We start from the raw sequence: 16,550 nt of genomic DNA on the forward strand, positions 1-16,550 counted from the left end.
ACGTTGTTTCCCGATGTCCTTCGGTGACACCCGGATTGTGAGCCCGGCGTGTGTACGAAAGCAGAGGGGAGGGACCGAAATGGCCTCGAAAAAACTCTTGTGAATCCCCTGCTCGAGGTGCTTAATAGGATAACCTTATTTGCAGTGTTACCTGGGTATTGATTTATCGTTTGTCATTGGACCGGCGTACAAACGGCCGATCCGCCCGAACGAGGCTTGCGTGTGCCCCCGAGCTGATCTGCTCGACGGTAGGCAAGGACCGACGCTCGGGGGTGCTGCTTCAACGGCGAACGGCACCCAACAGCCGTCCGCGACGGCCGGCGATCTGTGCCGAGCCGCTCTGGCGTACTTGAAAGCTGGACTTATCCGAAGGCTAGGTATGAAGCACACTCCGGGCCCGCAAGGCCTCTACGATCCCCGTAACGAGCATGACTCCTGTGGAGTGGCGTTCGTAGTGGACATTCACGGTCGCCGTAGCCGTGACATCGTCGAAAAGGCCATCACTGCGCTGGTCAATCTCGAGCATCGGGGTGCCGCCGGCTCCGAACCCAACACCGGTGACGGCGCTGGAATCCTCATCCAGGTACCGGACGCATTCTTCCGAGCCGTCGTCGATTTCGAACTGCCCGCCGCGGGCGCGTATGCCACCGGAATCGCTTTTCTGCCGCAAGGCAAAGTCGATGCCGCTCGTGCGTGCGAGGACGTCGAGAAGATCGTCGAGAACGAGGGCCTGACCGTCCTGGGCTGGCGTGATGTTCCCACCGACGACTCCTCTCTCGGGGCGCTCGCGCGAGATGCGATGCCCACGTTCCGTCAGTTGTTCTTCGGCTCTTCCGATTCCTCCGTTACGGATATGGATCTCGAGCGCCGCGCATTCGTCATCCGCAAGCGCGTCGAGCACGAGCTCGGCGAACAGGGACCCGGCAAAGGCGGCCCCGGCCGCGAGACCGTGTACTTCCCGTCCCTGTCCTCGCAGACGTTCGTCTACAAGGGCATGCTGACGACCCCTCAGCTCAAGGGCTTCTACATCGATCTGCAGGATGATCGTGTCGAAAGCGCACTCGGTCTCGTGCACTCACGTTTCTCGACCAACACGTTCCCGTCGTGGCCGCTGGCGCACCCGTTCCGTCGCGTCGCGCACAACGGCGAGATCAACACCGCGACCGGCAACGAGAACTGGATGCGTGCCCGCGAGGCTCTCATCACCTCCGACGTCTTCGGTGGTCCCGACGCGCTGAAGAAGATCTTCCCCGTCGTTACCCACGGTGCAAGTGACACAGCTCGTTTCGACGAAGTACTCGAACTGTTGCACCTCGGTGGCCGCAGTCTTCCGCATGCCGTGCTCATGATGATCCCCGAGGCCTGGGAGCGTCACGAGAGCATGGACCCCGCCCGTCGTGCGTTCTACCAGTACCACTCTTCGCTGATGGAGCCCTGGGACGGACCGGCCTCGGTGTGCTTCACCGACGGCACCGTCATCGGAGCAGTGCTGGACCGCAACGGTCTGCGCCCGAGCCGGCTGTGGGTCACCGACGACGGCCTCGTCATCATGGCGTCCGAGGTCGGCGTGCTCGACATCGATCCGGCGAAGGTCGTCAGCAAGGTTCGTCTTCAGCCCGGACGGATGTTCCTCGTGGACACCGCTCAGGGTCGCATCGTCTCCGACGACGAGATCAAGAACGAGCTCGCTGCTGAGCACCCGTATCAGCAATGGCTCGACGACGGTCTCACCGAGATCGACGATCTGCCCGACCGCCCGCATGTGCACATGCCGCACGATCGCGTTCTCATCCGTCAGCAGATCTTCGGGTACACCACCGAGGAGCTGAGTGTTCTTCTCTCGCCGATGGCGAAGACCGGGGCCGAGGCCATCGGTTCGATGGGCACCGACACTCCGATTGCGGTTCTCTCGGCCCGCCCGCGGATGTTGTTCGACTACTTCTCACAGCTGTTCGCACAGGTCACCAACCCGCCGCTCGACGCGATCCGTGAAGAGATCGTCACGAGCCTCGGCGGCACCATCGGACCCGAGGGCGACCTGCTCGCCCCTGACGCCGACGCGTGCAAGCAGATCGTGCTCCCGACGCCGATCCTGCACAACGACGACCTGTCCAAGCTGATCCACATCAATGACGACGGCACGCAGGAAGGCCTGCGTTCGGTGGTCGTACGCGGTCTGTATCCGGTGGCCGAGGGCGGCGAGGGGCTTCGACAGTCGCTCGAGGCAATTCGGGCACAGGTATCTGCCGCGATTTCCGGTGGAGCGCGCATCGTCGTGCTCTCCGATCGTGAATCCAGCGAGAAGCTCGCGCCGATCCCGTCGCTGCTGTTGACCTCAGCGGTTCATCAGCACTTGGTCCGCGAGAAGACCCGCACCAAGGTCGGCCTGATCATCGAATCCGGTGATGCCCGCGAGGTGCACCACATGGCGCTTCTCATCGGTTTCGGTGCGGCAGCGGTCAATCCGTACATGGCGTTCGAGTCCATCGAGGACATGATCGAGCGCGGTGCCCTCGCCGATATCGAGCTCGACAAGGCCGTCGCCAACTACATCAAGGCGGCAGGCAAAGGTGTCCTGAAGGTGATGTCCAAGATGGGCATCTCGACGTTGGCGTCGTACACCGGTGCGCAACTGTTCCAGGTGATCGGCCTCGCGCAGACCCTGGTGGACGAGTACTTCACCGGACTCAACAGTCAGCTCGGCGGTATCGATCTCGACCAGATCGCCGCTGATGTGCAGACGCGTCACGGCATCGCCTATCTCACCAACCGGCACGAGCGCGCGCACCGTGAGCTCGAGACGGGTGGGGAGTACCAGTGGCGTCGTGAAGGGGAGTACCACCTCTTCAACCCGGACACCGTGTTCAAGCTCCAGCACTCCACTCGCACCGGCCAGTACGACGTCTTCAAGGAATACACGAAGATGGTCGACGATCAGTCGGAGCGACTGGCTTCGCTGCGTGGACTCTTCCGCTTCAAAACCGAAGATCGGCAGTCCATTTCGATCGACGAGGTCGAACCGGCGTCGGAGATCGTCAAGCGCTTCTCGACGGGCGCGATGAGCTACGGCTCCATCTCCGCCGAGGCACACGAAACTTTGGCGATCGCAATGAACCGCCTCGGCGCCCGCTCCAATTCGGGTGAAGGCGGAGAAGATGCCTCGCGTTTCGAGCCCGACGAGAACGGTGACTGGCGACGCAGTGCGATCAAGCAGGTCGCGTCGGGGCGCTTCGGTGTCACCTCGCATTACTTGACCAACTGCACCGATATTCAGATCAAGATGGCGCAGGGTGCGAAACCCGGTGAAGGTGGCCAGCTTCCGGCGCACAAGGTGTACCCGTGGGTTGCCGAGGTTCGCCACTCGACGCCAGGTGTCGGCTTGATTTCGCCTCCGCCGCACCACGATATCTATTCGATCGAGGATCTGGCGCAGCTGATCCATGATCTGAAGAATGCCAACCCGCAGGCGCGCATTCACGTCAAGCTCGTCTCGGAACTCGGCGTCGGCACCGTCGCCGCAGGTGTCTCCAAGGCGCACGCCGATGTGGTGCTCATCTCCGGTCACGACGGCGGTACCGGCGCAACACCGCTGACGTCGGTCAAGCACGCGGGCGGGCCGTGGGAACTCGGTTTGGCCGAGACGCAGCAGACCTTGTTGCTCAACGGTCTTCGTGATCGCATCGTCGTCCAGGTCGACGGACAGCTCAAGACCGGACGCGACGTGATGGTTGCAGCTCTGCTCGGTGGTGAGGAATTCGGTTTCGCAACCGCGCCTCTCGTCGTGACGGGATGCATCATGATGCGCGTGTGCCACCTCGATACGTGCCCGGTCGGTGTTGCCACGCAGAACCCGCTGTTGCGCAAGCGTTTTGCCGGTCAGCCGGAGTTCGTGGAGAACTTCTTCATGTTCATCGCCGAGGAAGTTCGCGAGCTGATGGCAGAGCTCGGATTCCGCACCCTCAACGAGGCTGTCGGCCAGGTGGCGCTACTGGACACCACCGCAGCGAAGGACGCGTGGAAGGCATCCAAGCTCGATTTGTCGCCGATTCTCGACGAGGTCGAGTCGGCGTTCATGAACCAGGACCTCTACAACACCGGTACCCAGGATCATGGCCTCGACAAGGCACTCGACCAGCAGCTCATCGTGCAGAGTCGTAATGCTCTGGACAAGGGCGAGAAAGTGTCGTTCTCCTCGAAGATCACCAACGTCAACCGCACGGTCGGCACCATGCTGGGCCATGAGGTGACCAAGGCGTACGGCGGCGTCGGCCTGCCCGAGGACACCATCGACATCACCTTCACCGGCTCGGCGGGTAACAGCTTCGGCGCCTTCGTGCCGGCCGGAATGACACTTCGCCTCCACGGCGATGCCAACGACTTCGTCGGCAAGGGTCTTTCCGGTGGACGCATCGTCATGCGGCCCTCACTCGATGCCCCCAAGGGCTTCGTCGCCGAGGACAACATCATCGGCGGCAACGTCTTCCTGTTCGGTGCCACCAATGGTGAAGCCCTCATCCGAGGCGTCGTCGGTGAGCGCTTCGCAGTACGTAACTCCGGTGCGGTGGCAGTCGTCGAGGGTGTCGGCGACCACGGTTGCGAGTACATGACCGGTGGCAAGGTCGTCGTCCTCGGTGAAACGGGCCGGAACTTCGGTGCCGGCATGTCCGGCGGCGTCGCATTCGTCTTCGACCCGGCGAAGACGTTCGAAGCGAACCTGAACACCGAGCTGGTCGATATCGAGGACATCGAAGGCGACGAGTTCATCTGGTTGAAGGACATAGTCACCCGTCATCACGAGGAAACGGGATCCGAAGTTGCAGAGCGAATCCTCAACGATTGGTCACAGCAGGTGAACCATTTCGTGAAGGTCATGCCGCGCGACTACAAGAAGGTACTGCTGGCCATCTCCGAAGCCGAGAAGAACGGCGCGGACGTGGACGAAGCGATCATGGAGGCAGCTCGTGGGTGACCCACAAGGATTTTTGAAGCACACGGTTCGTGAACTGCCGAAGCGTCGACCCGTCGACCTACGGCTGATGGACTGGAAAGAGGTCTACGAGGACTTCCCCAAGGAAGCCTTGCAGACACAGGCGAGCCGCTGCATGGACTGTGGTGTTCCGTTCTGCCACAACGGCTGCCCGCTGGGGAACCTGATTCCCGAGTGGAACGATCTGGTGTTCAAGGATCGTTGGCGCGAGAGCATCGACCGCTTGCACGCCACGAACAACTTCCCGGAGTTCACCGGGCGACTGTGCCCTGCCCCGTGCGAGGCGTCGTGCGTACTGGGTATCAACCAGGATCCCGTGACGATCAAGCAGGTCGAGGTCGAGATCATCGACAAGGCCTTCGAAGAGGGCTGGGTCACCCCCGTCTACCCGACGTTCCTGACGGGCAAGAGCATCGCCGTCGTCGGTTCGGGGCCTGCGGGATTGGCTGCCGCCCAACAGCTCACGCGTGCCGGACATACCGTCACCGTGTTCGAGCGGGCCGACCGCATCGGCGGACTGCTGCGCTACGGCATTCCCGAGTTCAAGATGGAGAAGCGCCACATCGACCGTCGTCTGGCACAGATGGAGGCCGAGGGCACGGTGTTCCGCACAGGTGTCGATGTCGGAGTGGACATCTCGGCCGAAGAACTGCGCGCAGAGTTCGATGCCGTCGTTCTGTCCGGTGGTGCTACCGCGTGGCGCGATCTGCCGATCGAGGGACGCGAACTCGAGGGCATCTACCAGGCGATGGAGTTCCTTCCCGGGGCAAATCACGTGCAGCAGGGCGATTACGACGCTCCGCCCGTCACAGCGAAGGGCAAGAAGGTCGTGATCATCGGTGGCGGTGACACCGGGGCAGACTGCCTCGGTACCTCGCACCGTCAGGGCGCCGAGAGCGTTCACCAGTTCGAGATCATGGCGCGCCCGCCGGAGGAGCGTGCGACGTCCACACCGTGGCCGTTGTATCCGTTGATGTTCCGCGTCGCTTCGGCTCACGAAGAGGGTGGCGAGCGAGTGTTCTCGGTCAACACCGAGCGTTTCGTCGGTGCCGACGGCAAGGTCACCGGTCTCGAAGCGCACGAGGTCGAGTTCAAGGCTGGCAAGTTCGAGAAGGTCGAGGGCAGTGAGTTCACCCTCGAGGCCGATCTGGTGCTTCTCGCCATGGGCTTCGTAGGTCCCGAGAAGCCGGGGCTGCTGACCGATCTCGGTGTGGACCTGAACGAGCGCGGCAACGTCAAGCGCTCGAACGAGTGGGTCACCAACGTGCCCGGTGTGTTCGTTGCCGGTGACATGGGTCGTGGGCAGTCGCTCATCGTGTGGGCCATCGCCGAAGGCCGTTCGTGTGCGGCTGCCGTCGATACGTTCCTCGAGGGTGTGACGGCCCTCCCGTCGCCTATCGTCCCCACTCAGGCGCCGCAACGCTGATCGGTTGCACCAGAACGAGGTTATGGACGGAAAGCAGGTTTTTCCGCTCCATAACCTCGTTTTCGTTACCGATAGTGAGATGTCCTGGTTTTAGGTAACCTCCGTTTACCGATTGGGCATCAATTCGACATCAGGGACTGGCATCCTCACCCTCGAAGTCGAAAGTCCGCTACTGCAGTGAGGCCGCAACCATGCGCGTGAAGAAACTCGTCGCCACCGTCGGAGCCGTCATGGCTGTCGCCGCTGGGACGTCGGTCCTGTCGACGGCGCCCGCGACGGCCGATCCAGGTGGTTGCCCGGATCTGTACGTGGTCGCGATCCCGGGGACGTGGGAGACGAGTTCGGGCGCGGCGCCCAAGCCGGGCATGCTCACTGCCGTCACCGACCGCATCGCGAGTTCTTCCGTTCGCACCGATTACGTGTCTTACCCGGCCACCGCGTTTCCTTGGGAGGGTGGTGTCTACGGGGAGTCTCGCGCGATCGCCACGTCGAACGCGGGCGGAATGCTCGAAGCGATGGCCGCGCAGTGCGGTGCAACGAAGTTCGGCATCATCGGTTACAGCCAGGGTGCCGACGCTGCAGGCGATCTCGCTGCATCGATCGGAACGGGCCTCGGCGTCGTGCCCGCGAATCGGGTCGTCGCGGTCGGCCTCATCTCCGACCCGAAGCGTTCCGACGCTGATGCACTGGTCGGCCCCGAGGTCGTCGGTACCGGTGTCGGTGGCCCGCGCGTCGGCGGGTTCGGTTTCGTCAGTCCAGTGGTGAAAACGTTCTGCGCAATCGGTGATCTGTACTGCTCGACGCCCAAGGACGACTACATTTCCCGGCTGGCAGGCTTCCTCGCGGTCTCTTCTGATCCGAACCCCGATGTGGTCGCGAAGGCGCAACAGGAAGCGCAGATTCTCATCGGCGATCTGTCGGCAGCGGGCGGGCTTCCAGTACTGCAAGGTCAGCTGACCGATCAGGCGAACGAGCAGCGTCGACGCGAAATCGATGCGTTCTATCGCTCCGGGATCCACCAGGAATACGGCAGCTACGCGGTCGATAGCAGTGGAACGAGTGCTACGTCGTGGTTGGCGAACTACCTGCTCGATCAGGCCTGAGAAGGTCCGGCTTCGATGCCGGTCGGCTGCGTCCGCAGCAGGAGATAGACCACGATCGCCGCTGCACCCATCCCTAGTGCACTCCATGTAGCGGCGAGCGTGAGCCCGTCGACGAACCCTGCTGCCGCGATGTCTCGCAGTGCCGAATCCAGTGGTGGCGGAAGGTAGTCGGCAACGGTCATGCCTCCGCCGACGGTCTCGGACGCCGGCCCGGCTACGTCCGGCGGGGTATTCGGTGGCAGGGCGTCCTCGAGTCGGTGGCGGTAGACGGTCGATCCGATCGTTCCGAGGATGGCGATACCGACGGCGCCGCCGAGTTCGGCGCCGGTCTCCGACAGTGCCGAGGCGGCGCCTGCTTTCTCCGGTGCCGCAGCTGTGAGGACGATGTCGGAGTTGAGCGTCGAAGATGCACCGACTCCGAGCGCCAGCAGGGACATGCCCACCACCAGTAGCGGCAGTCCGGAGTCGGGTTGGATGAACGCCATCGCTGCGGCGCCGACGGCGATCAAGGCGAGTCCGCCGGCGATGATCGCTCCGGTCGAGACGATCTTGCTCAGGCTCGGCGCGAGTACCGCCCCGGTTCCGGCTGCGATCGCGGGGATCAGCAGCCACAGTCCCGCCTCCAGTGGACCGAGGCCCACGATCAGCTGCAGATACTGCGAGGCGAACAGACTGAATCCGGTGAGCGCGAAGATCACCAGGAATTGAACGAGTACTGCTGCGCTGAAGGCACGTTCGGCGAACAGGGTGATATCGATGAGTGGGTCGCGCCCTCGCCGTTGCCTTCGCAGGAACAACAAGCCCAGAACAATTCCGGCGGTAGCCGTGGTGATCGTCGTAGCGTCGACCCCGTCCTGTGCGCCGTGCTTGATTGCGTAGACGATCCCGAGCATCGACGCGATCGACAGTACGACGCTGAGCGGGTCGAAGCGGCCCGGATCGGGATCCTTGAACTCCGACACCAATAGCGGCGCCGAGATGAGCAGGACGACCATGATCGGAATGTTGATCAGAAACACCGAGCCCCACCAGAAGTGCTCGAGCAACGCCCCGCCGATGACGGGACCGAGGGCGCCGCCTCCGGCGAACCCGGCGGTCCACAGTCCGATCGCTTCCTTACGTTGGCCTGGGTCGTGAAACATGTTGCGTATCAAGGACAATGTGCTCGGTGCAATGGTGGCTCCGCCGATGCCCAGAAGTGCTCGCGCGAGAAGGAGCATCTCGGAGGACGTCGAGAAGGCTGCGAGCAACGATGCGGCGCCGAACACGACTGCGCCGATCATCAGAAGTCTGCGACGGCCGATCCGGTCACCGACAGAACCCATCGTGATGAGCAGTCCAGCCAGAAGAAAGCCGTACAGGTCGAGAATCCACAGTGTTTGATTGCTGCTCGGTTCCAGATCCGCGGTCATGAAAGGAAGCGCCAGGTAGAGCACCGACATGTCCATCGAGACCAGCAGGATCGGGATCACGAGAACACTCAGTCCGAGCCAATCCTTGCGGGTTGCCTTCGGGGGGTCGCCGGTCATGGATCTCTACTTCCGCCGCAATCACTTCTTTTGTTCGCCAACGCCGATGCGGATGACCCACATGACGGTACCGTCGAATTCGGTGGTTGCCTCTCAGGTGGCCACATACGAGAGGACGCAGTATGCCCAGTGAGCTCAAGGTTGTCGCCACCATCACCGCCAAGCCGGAGTCGGTCGATACCATCCGAACAGGTCTGGCGACGTTGGCCGAGGAGTCGTCCAAGGAGAGCGGAAACGTCTCCTACGAACTGTTCGAGTCAGCTTCCGAGCCGGGCACTTTCGTCACCATCGAGGTGTGGGGATCGCAAGAGGACCTCGACGCGCACATGCAGACACCCCACCTGCAGAAGGCGCTGGGCGAGTTCGGTGCGCACCTCGCCAGTGCACCGTCCATCCACCCGCTACGCGTAGTCGGCTAGGTCTCTGCTCGCTTCGCTGTCGCCGGGTTCGGTATCGAGAGTTCTGTAGACGATCCCGGAGACAGCGAGGAGAACGACGGTCAGCCCGATTGCCAGCCAGCCTGTCGAGGTCATCTGTCCGTATCCGATCTCGCGCGCGCCCGCGGCGGTATAACTCATCGGCATGAACGCCGACAGGTGGCCCCAGATCGAGGCACTGCTCGCATAGGCAGCTCCGCACACCACGACCTGGACCAGCAACAAACCGACGTTGACAGCTTGGCCGACAGCGGCGCCGAGCAGACGCTGGAGTGCCCCACCTGCAGCCAGATAAGCAGCGGCAGAGACGACGAGAAAGACACCGGCCCCGACAAGTGCACCGATGTCGGCCCCTGGGGCGGTGAAGGCGAAAGCACAGGCCGCGCATACGCCGACGGCAAGGGTGGCGATGGCGGCGACGCTCCAACCGAGTCGAGAATCGCCTCTCAGGACCCGTACCAGGCTCACCGCGCCGATAGCACCGACCGCCACCAATGCCGCAACCAGATACGGCGCTACAGCCGTGCTCGACGCGGCTGCCTGCGTCACCTCGGCCTCCGAAGCGGGTGCAGGTGAGCCGGCGTTCAGCTCCTTGGCCGTCGGGAGTCCGGTGGTTGCTTCTTGGACGTTGGTCGCGATACCGCTGACGATTCCGGAGACCGGGCCGACGGCCGTCACCAACTGATCGGTTCCGGCTCGGAGTTGTCCGCCACCGGCGTCGAGCTGGCCCAGCCCGTCTCGAAGTTGGACGGTAGCGTCACCGAGCTGGCCGGTGGCAGTCAGGAATTGGCCGGATGGATCGTTCAGCTCACCGGACAGCTGGCGTGCACCGCCTTTGAGGGTCTGCAGCTGATCGAGCGTCGATGGGCCGAATCCCTGGGTGTTCAGAGTGTCGATCACCGAGCGAATCTGGCCGGAGATGGCGTCGGATCCGGGGTGCGGGAAGCTGTCGATTTGTTGTGCGGTGGCTTCGAGCTTCGCCGTGAACTCACCCTGCTGAGCGCCGAAGCCGGCGAGCTGGTCGACGAGTTGATCGACTCCGCCGCTGATCTGGGATGCACCGTCGCCTAGTTGCCCGATGCCGTCACGGTATTGGCCGAATCCGTCGGCGAGCTGAATCGTGCCGTCGTGAGCCTGGGTTATTCCGTCGGCGAGGACGATAACGCCGTCGTTGAGTTGCTTGCCGCCGTCGGTCAGCTGGGAGACGCCCCCGGACAGGAAGCTGATGGGTAACCCCGCTTGCTGCAGGCTCTTCCTCGAGGTGGCCAGTGGATCGCCGGTAGAGGCGCTGGGTGTGCCCGCTGCCGTGTTCGTGGTGGCCGGCGCCGGGTCTTCGGGGCTCAGGTCGTAGCCCGCACCGAGTGCGAACGCTCCGGCCGCTACCAGCGGAAAGGCAAGAGCAACGAGAGCGGCGGTCGGTTGCCGGAGGATTCGAAAATTACCCATAGTGGTTTCGAGGCTAACCGGCCCCCGGGGGCACTATGACCACAAAAGGCCGTGATGGGGACTGAAACACCGCCCTGAGCAGGCACTTTAAGAACTCTCTGTGGAGTTGGTGGATCGGTCTCTGTTGCGAGGCAGCAGATCCCACACGTGCTGCGTCTCGTTCACCGCCGCGACCGATCGAGTACCGTTGCGGGAGTAAAGAATTCGAGTTATCGAGCAGTAGTCGATCGGGAATCCGAGAACCGTAGGGGTGTGCAGGATGTCTTGCAGCAGGATGTTGATGACACCGCCGTGGGCGAACACCACAACCGTATCGCTGTGTTCGACTCCCGAGACCGCTGCGTCGATGCCGGCGAGTACGCGCGCACGAAACGCGCCCTCGTCGACCTCCTCGGGAAGGTGTCCGGCCTTGATCCGGTCGAATGCGTCGCGGAACTCGGTGCGCGCAAGTTCGATCGGAACGTAACCGCCGAAATCTCGGTCGTATTCGGTGAGGCGCTCGTCGGACTCCAGTGTCGCCCCCAGCTCGGCAGCCAACACCGAGCCGGTCTGCTGAGCGCGGAGTTGAGTGCTCGCAACGGTCCTGGCGATCGCAAACCGGGCCAGCGCGGCAGGTACCCGGGCGGCTTGCTCGTGGCCGAGTTCGGCAAGCGGGGGATCGGCGGTGTCTTCGGAGCGCTGCGGGAGCGCATGGCGAACCAGTATGAGCTGCACGTGCCTACTTAACCACCGTGCCTACCTGACCACGAGACTGCGGCCGTTTCGAATCGTCAGTGCGCGGAAGGCCTGCACGTGGCTCGCCGGTACGCGCTCGGACCAGACCATGCCGATGCGTCGCCGGGCGGTCGGATCGGCCAAGGGTACTTCCACGGTCTCGTATTGTGGCCCGCGAATTTTGGGAAGAATACTGACGCCCAGACCGGCTCCGACCAGTCCGCGGATCGTGTGGATGTCCTGCCCTTCGAACGCAATGTGTGGAGACATGCCTGCCTCGGCCCACAGGCCTTCGCAGATCGAACGCATTCCGAATCCGTGACCCATGGCGATATAGCGCTCCTCGGCAGTGTCGATGACGTGCACGCTGCGGCGACCGGCCAAGCGGTGTCCGGTGGGCACGACCAGGACCAGTCGCTCGTCGTAGAGCTGGAAGGAATTGGCGTCGGTGTGCTCGGTACTGAGCGAGACGAAGGCGAGGTCGGCTGAGCCGTCGTCGAGGCGGTCGAGGCAGCGCGAGCGGGCACCCTGATCGAGATCGAACGTCACGGCCGGATGGCCGGTTCCGAACGCCTTGATCAGTGCCGGCACGATGTCCTCGCCGAGCGTGTTCTGGAATGCGATGGAAATTCGGCCGCGGGCCTTCGCGTCGTGCTCGCTCATCGCATCGAGGCCGGCCTCCAAATCGACCAGGGCCCGTTGCAAATAGGGAATCAGGATTCGGCCAGCGGCAGTCATCTCGATACCGCGTCCACGACGTTCGACGACAGCGACCCCGAGGATTGCTGTTGCCCGGGCGATCTGTCGGCTCACGGTCGGTTGTGGGATCCCGAGCAGGTGGGCGGCTTCGGTGATGTGCTCGGTTTCCGCGACGGCGACGAGCGTCGGGATGAGGGGGAGTAGTTCTTTCGATTCCGCGCGCACCTACGCAATGATATCGCTGGAGTATGGATTGCCGGGTGCATATGCATTGGACGCATGTACACAGCAAAGATAGCGTCGAGAAAATGAGTTCATCGACGACCGATACGGACGCCGAACTCGTTTGGGAGGGTCATCCTCGGGGATCGCGCGAATACAAGCGTCTGGTTGCGGCCTTGTTGTTCGCGGGTATCGCGACTTTCGCGCAGCTCTACTCGGTGCAGGGCATTCTTCCGCTCATCGCGGCCGGCCTCGACATCACGCCGTCGCAGTCCTCCCTTGCGGTCGGATCAGCCACGGTCGGTGTCGCCGCTGCGGTCCTGCCCTGGTCGGTGGTCGCCGATCGCATCGGACGAGTCCGCGCGATGGCCATCTCGGTGATTGCCGCAACGATTCTCGGACTGATGGTTCCGCTGTCTTCTTCGCTACCGATGCTGTTGTCGATTCGATTCTTCGAAGGAGCAGCGCTCGGCGGACTCCCCGCGATCGCCATCGCATACCTGAGCGAGGAAGTTCACGGCAAGCACACTGCGCTCGCTGCAGCGACCTACGTCTCCGGTACCTCCATGGGTGGCTTGCTGGGTCGGATCGTCGCCGGACCTGTTGCGGAGTACACGAACTGGCGCGTCGGAACCTTGACAGTGTCGGTACTCGCCGCGGTAGCGGCCGCCCTTTTCGTATGGCTGGCACCGACGCCGCGCAGATCTCCCACCGTCTCCCGCGACGGCCCCTCACTGCCGAGACGTCTATGGGCCAACCTCCGCGAGCCCGGCATGCTGACCCTGTACGGCCAAGGCTTCCTGCTCATGGGCGGATTCGTCGCAATCTACAACTACCTCGGCTTCCGCCTCGAAGCCGGCCCGTTCGGTCTACCGCAATCCCTCATCAGCCTCATCTTCGTGGCGTATCTCAGCGGAACCGTGTCCTCGCGCATCGCCGGACAACTGGCTGTCCGGCACGGCAGAAGCATCGTCCTCGCCGGTTCGACGGCGACCATGGCCGTCGGAGTCGCACTGACCATCAGCACGAACCTGATCGTCATCCTGACCGGACTGGTCGTACTGACTATCGGATTCTTCGCCGCCCACGCCATCGCGTCGGGATGGACGGGTCAGCGTGCGGTGGTCGGACGCACCCAAGCGACGTCGCTGTACAACCTCTTCTACTACGGCGGATCCAGCGTTCTCGGCTGGCTAGGCGGAGTGGTATTTCAGATGTACGGCTGGACCGCGATGGCGCTGTTCGTCATAGGTCTGACCGTGACCGCCGGTGGATGGGCACTGCTGCAGGGCACACGACTGAAGACCACGCTTCCAGCCCCGACGCCCCAGGTCACACCGCAGCGCTGAGGGCGACCGTGAGCGGGACGACACTCAGACAGCAAATCGCCAGTATCAACATCGCGATGACGCCTCGGCGATCCCACTTCTGCTGAGCTCCAGCGGCCGCCGAAACGAACAGGACGAATCCGATGCAGACCGAACCGATGGTGATGGCGACGGGAGTGGACAGCACGACTAGTTGGTTTTCATGCTGCCCCAGCCGACATACGCGTCGACTGAGAGGTAACCGGTGACCCGGGGCTGATCGCGCACCGGGTACTTGTCGCCGGTGTAGTGGGTCGAGATGCGGTCGATGTCGACCAAGTCCGGATCGTCCGCCAGCGTGATGGTGCCGTGAATGGTGATGTGGGTGTACCAGCTGGCCTCGTCGAGCACCGAGATCGACACCCTGGGGTTGCCGCGGATGTGCTCGAGGCGCTTACGTCCGGCCTCGAAGTTCAAGACGATCTTGCCGTCCTCCCACAGGTACCAGGTGGGGGCGGTGATGGGTGTGCCATCTGCTCGTACCACCGCCATGACTGCGGGGTTCGGCTTCTTCAGTAGCTCGACGGCTTCCGGCGGCAACGGTGGTTTCGGCATGACGCCACTCTACTTCCGGCCGAGAACGAACGAGGTCGGTCTCGGCCGGAAGAGAAGAACTACAGGAAGAGAAAAACTACAGGGTGGGGAGCTTGACGACCTGCCCGGCGTAGGACAAGCCGGCTCCGAACGCGAGGAGCAGGGCGGTGTCGCCCGCCTTGGCCTTGCCGGTGCGGAGCAATTCCTCCATCGCCAACGGAATCGACGCGGCCGAAGTGTTGCCGGTCTCCTCGATATCGTTGGCGACGACGGTGTCGTCGCCGAGGTGCAGGCTCTTGGCGAGCAGTTCGGTGATGCGGCTGTTGGCCTGATGCGGGATGAACGCATGCAGTTCCTCGGTCTTGATGCCCGCGGCGTCGATCACCTTCTGGGCCGCCTTGCCCATCTCGAACGCGGCCCAGCGGAACACCGAGATGCCGTTCATTCTGATCCAGGGACGCTCGGCGCCCTCTGTGGTGATGTAGTCGTACCAGTCGATCGTCTGGTAGATCGCATCCGCCTGTGAACCGTCGGAGCCCCAGACGGCAGGCCCGATCTCGGTCTCGTCGCTCTGGCCGACCACTACCGCGCCGGCGCCGTCGGCGAAGATGAATCGCGTCGTGCGGTCGTACGGGTCGGTGGTCTCGCTCAGCTGCTCTGCGCCGATGACGAGGACATACTTGGAGGTTCCCCCCTTGACCAGATCGGAAGCGACCGCGAGGGCGTAGCAGAATCCTGCGCAGCCGGCGCCGATGTCGAATGCGGCAGGGCCCTTGGTGCCGAGTGCGTGCGCAACCTTGGCGGCAGCCTGGGGGGTCTGCTCGAGGTGCGTCGACGTCGCGACGATGACGGTATCGATGTCCTCGGCCGAGACGCCGCTTGCCGCGAGAGCCTTCTTGCCGGCCTCGATGGCCATGAATACGACGTTTTCCTCGGGCTTGGTGAAGCGACGATTCTTGATGCCCGTCCGCGTCTGAATCCACTCGTCGCTCGAGTCGATGGTTTCGCAGATTTCGTCGTTGGTCACCACCCGCTCGGGGCGGTGGACACCCAAGCCGAGAAGCTTGGACTGTCGGCCGGAAGTTGTGCTTATCGATGCACCCATCTGTGTTCCTCTCGTGCTACCGCGCCATCGCCGAACTGTGGATCGGGTCTTGGGCTACGGGCTCGAGAGGACACGTTACGTGCGCGGAGTTCGGTACGTCACACCAGTTCGGCGATCAGGCCCGCCACCTCGGCGGGTTGGTCGATCATCGCGTGATGATGGGCGTTCGTGACGACGAAGAACTTCGCGTCCAGATACTGCGCAAGGCGCCGTTGCTTGGCGATCCAGCGGCGACCCCACGGTGACGGTCGACCGGTGTGGGCGGCGACGACGGTAGCCGGCACATCCGGCATCGGATGGCTGCGCCTGATCCGGTTGAGTTCGAGTGCCATATCCGGGTAGACGAAGTCCTCCACCAGCGCCGCCTCGAGGTACGACGGCGTCCGATAGATCTGTGCAATCCAGTCGTAGGTTTCGATCGGAATGCCGTCGGGAGGGATGGACTGATTGAGAATGCGTCGCACGGTCGTTCCGAGTAGTCGCTGCAGTCCGAGTGCTGCCAGTGTCCTCGAGAGGGCATATGCCACCGAAATACGACAGCTCCTCGGAATCAGATGCCACGGATCGCGCTCCGCGCTCGAGTCGAGCAGCAGCATTCCCGCCGTGCGCGACGGGTACAGGCGAGCGAACGCCTCCGCATAGAACCCTGCGATCGAGTGCCCGACGACCACGGCCGGGTCTGGCAGCTCGAGGGCGTCGAGAACGCCGATGATGCGAGCTGCCTCGGCCTCGACGGTCGGGGTGTGGCCGTGCGGAAACGATTCGCTGAGCCCGAACCCGGGTCGGTCGAACACGACGACGGTATGAAATGCCGACAGAATCGCGGCCACGTCGTCCCAGTCGAACCAATTGCCTCCGAGTCCGCCGCACAAGACAATCGGCGGACCACCACCGGTCACTACGACGTGAGTGCGCAGTCCATCGACTACGACGAACCTGCCGGGAGGTGATTGTTTCATGTGAAACATTCCAAATTTTTCG

13 protein-coding genes are annotated in these 16,550 nt (G+C 63.2%); 5 read left to right on the forward strand and 8 right to left on the reverse strand.

The features are described from left to right. The first annotated feature begins 379 nt into the window (after positions 1-379). The 3 genes from gltB to H2510_RS06285 all read left to right on the forward strand — a co-directional run bounded on the left by gltB (position 380) and on the right by H2510_RS06285 (position 7,516). Positions 380-4,969 carry a glutamate synthase large subunit gene (gene gltB, locus H2510_RS06275; RefSeq protein WP_186627459.1) on the forward strand — a complete coding sequence of 1,530 codons (4,590 nt, stop codon included), beginning with the start codon at positions 380-382 and terminating at the stop codon, positions 4,967-4,969. Next, entirely contained in the window at positions 4,962-6,413 is a 1,452-nt protein-coding gene (locus H2510_RS06280) for a glutamate synthase subunit beta (protein ID WP_186627460.1), read from the forward strand. The genes gltB and H2510_RS06280 overlap by 8 nt, the downstream gene beginning before the upstream one ends. Before the next feature lie 191 nt (positions 6,414-6,604). Beyond that, positions 6,605-7,516 carry a cutinase family protein gene (locus tag H2510_RS06285; RefSeq protein WP_186627461.1) on the forward strand — a complete coding sequence of 304 codons (912 nt, stop codon included), beginning with the start codon at positions 6,605-6,607 and terminating at the stop codon, positions 7,514-7,516. Here the strand turns inward: H2510_RS06285 and H2510_RS06290 are convergent. Beyond that, positions 7,507-9,045 (reverse strand): MFS transporter, encoded by a 1,539-nt coding sequence (locus H2510_RS06290; protein WP_186627462.1) that lies wholly within the window; start codon positions 9,043-9,045, stop codon positions 7,507-7,509. The two genes, H2510_RS06285 and H2510_RS06290, sit on opposite strands and share 10 nt — an antisense overlap. A gap of 122 nt (positions 9,046-9,167) precedes the next feature. On the opposite strand from H2510_RS06290, the gene H2510_RS06295 reads away from it, so the two are divergent. After that, positions 9,168-9,464, forward strand: a complete 297-nt coding sequence (locus tag H2510_RS06295; RefSeq protein WP_186627463.1) for a putative quinol monooxygenase — start codon at positions 9,168-9,170, stop codon at positions 9,462-9,464. On the opposite strand, the gene H2510_RS06300 is transcribed toward H2510_RS06295, so the two are convergent. The 3 genes from H2510_RS06300 to H2510_RS20745 all read right to left on the reverse strand — a co-directional run bounded on the left by H2510_RS06300 (position 9,447) and on the right by H2510_RS20745 (position 12,566). Then, positions 9,447-10,928: a phage infection protein gene (locus H2510_RS06300; RefSeq protein ID WP_186627464.1), complete on the reverse strand. Its 1,482-nt coding sequence runs from the start codon at positions 10,926-10,928 to the stop codon at positions 9,447-9,449. The two genes, H2510_RS06295 and H2510_RS06300, sit on opposite strands and share 18 nt — an antisense overlap. Positions 10,929-11,015: 87 nt before the next feature. Continuing rightward, entirely contained in the window at positions 11,016-11,642 is a 627-nt protein-coding gene (locus H2510_RS06305) for a histidine phosphatase family protein (RefSeq protein WP_186627465.1), read from the reverse strand. Between the two features lie 21 nt (positions 11,643-11,663). Beyond that, positions 11,664-12,566, reverse strand: coding sequence for a LysR family transcriptional regulator (locus tag H2510_RS20745; RefSeq protein WP_315901261.1), 903 nt, complete (start codon positions 12,564-12,566; stop codon positions 11,664-11,666). Positions 12,567-12,649: 83 nt separating this feature from the next. Between H2510_RS20745 and H2510_RS06315 the strand changes: the two genes are divergently transcribed. Further along, a complete protein-coding gene (locus H2510_RS06315; protein ID WP_186627466.1) occupies positions 12,650-13,912 on the forward strand; it encodes an MFS transporter in 1,263 nt (420 codons plus the stop codon). On the opposite strand, the gene H2510_RS06320 is transcribed toward H2510_RS06315, so the two are convergent. From H2510_RS06320 to H2510_RS06335, 4 genes are all read right to left on the reverse strand, one after another. Further along, entirely contained in the window at positions 13,896-14,078 is a 183-nt protein-coding gene (locus H2510_RS06320) for a hypothetical protein (protein WP_084348221.1), read from the reverse strand. The genes H2510_RS06315 and H2510_RS06320 overlap by 17 nt on opposite strands. A 2-nt stretch (positions 14,079-14,080) precedes the next feature. Then, positions 14,081-14,485: a PPOX class F420-dependent oxidoreductase gene (locus tag H2510_RS06325; RefSeq protein ID WP_186627467.1), complete on the reverse strand. Its 405-nt coding sequence runs from the start codon at positions 14,483-14,485 to the stop codon at positions 14,081-14,083. Positions 14,486-14,561: 76 nt separating this feature from the next. Beyond that, on the reverse strand, positions 14,562-15,569 hold the full coding sequence (locus H2510_RS06330; protein WP_186627468.1) for a beta-ketoacyl-ACP synthase III: 1,008 nt from the start codon (positions 15,567-15,569) through the stop codon (positions 14,562-14,564). Between the two features lie 98 nt (positions 15,570-15,667). Further along, the gene (locus tag H2510_RS06335; protein WP_186627469.1) at positions 15,668-16,537 is read right to left on the reverse strand and encodes an alpha/beta fold hydrolase; all 870 of its coding nucleotides are present in this window, start codon (positions 16,535-16,537) and stop codon (positions 15,668-15,670) included. Positions 16,538-16,550 lie beyond the last annotated feature (13 nt).

The organism is Rhodococcus sp. BP22, assembly GCF_014281965.1.
Lineage (GTDB): Bacteria > Actinomycetota > Actinomycetes > Mycobacteriales > Mycobacteriaceae > Rhodococcoides.

Excerpts from the sequence above, each read along its gene's own strand:
- gltB (WP_186627459.1), top strand. The coding sequence starts at position 380 with ATGAAGCACACTCCGGGCCCGCAAGGCCTCTACGATCCCCGTAACGAG.
- H2510_RS06325 (WP_186627467.1), bottom strand. The coding sequence starts at position 14,485 with ATGCCGAAACCACCGTTGCCGCCGGAAGCCGTCGAGCTACTGAAGAAG.
- H2510_RS06300 (WP_186627464.1), bottom strand. The coding sequence starts at position 10,928 with ATGGGTAATTTTCGAATCCTCCGGCAACCGACCGCCGCTCTCGTTGCT.
- H2510_RS06315 (WP_186627466.1), top strand. The coding sequence starts at position 12,650 with ATGAGTTCATCGACGACCGATACGGACGCCGAACTCGTTTGGGAGGGT.
- H2510_RS06290 (WP_186627462.1), bottom strand. The coding sequence starts at position 9,045 with ATGACCGGCGACCCCCCGAAGGCAACCCGCAAGGATTGGCTCGGACTG.
- H2510_RS06330 (WP_186627468.1), bottom strand. The coding sequence starts at position 15,569 with ATGGGTGCATCGATAAGCACAACTTCCGGCCGACAGTCCAAGCTTCTC.
- H2510_RS06335 (WP_186627469.1), bottom strand. The coding sequence starts at position 16,537 with ATGTTTCACATGAAACAATCACCTCCCGGCAGGTTCGTCGTAGTCGAT.
- H2510_RS06285 (WP_186627461.1), top strand. The coding sequence starts at position 6,605 with ATGCGCGTGAAGAAACTCGTCGCCACCGTCGGAGCCGTCATGGCTGTC.
- H2510_RS06295 (WP_186627463.1), top strand. The coding sequence starts at position 9,168 with ATGCCCAGTGAGCTCAAGGTTGTCGCCACCATCACCGCCAAGCCGGAG.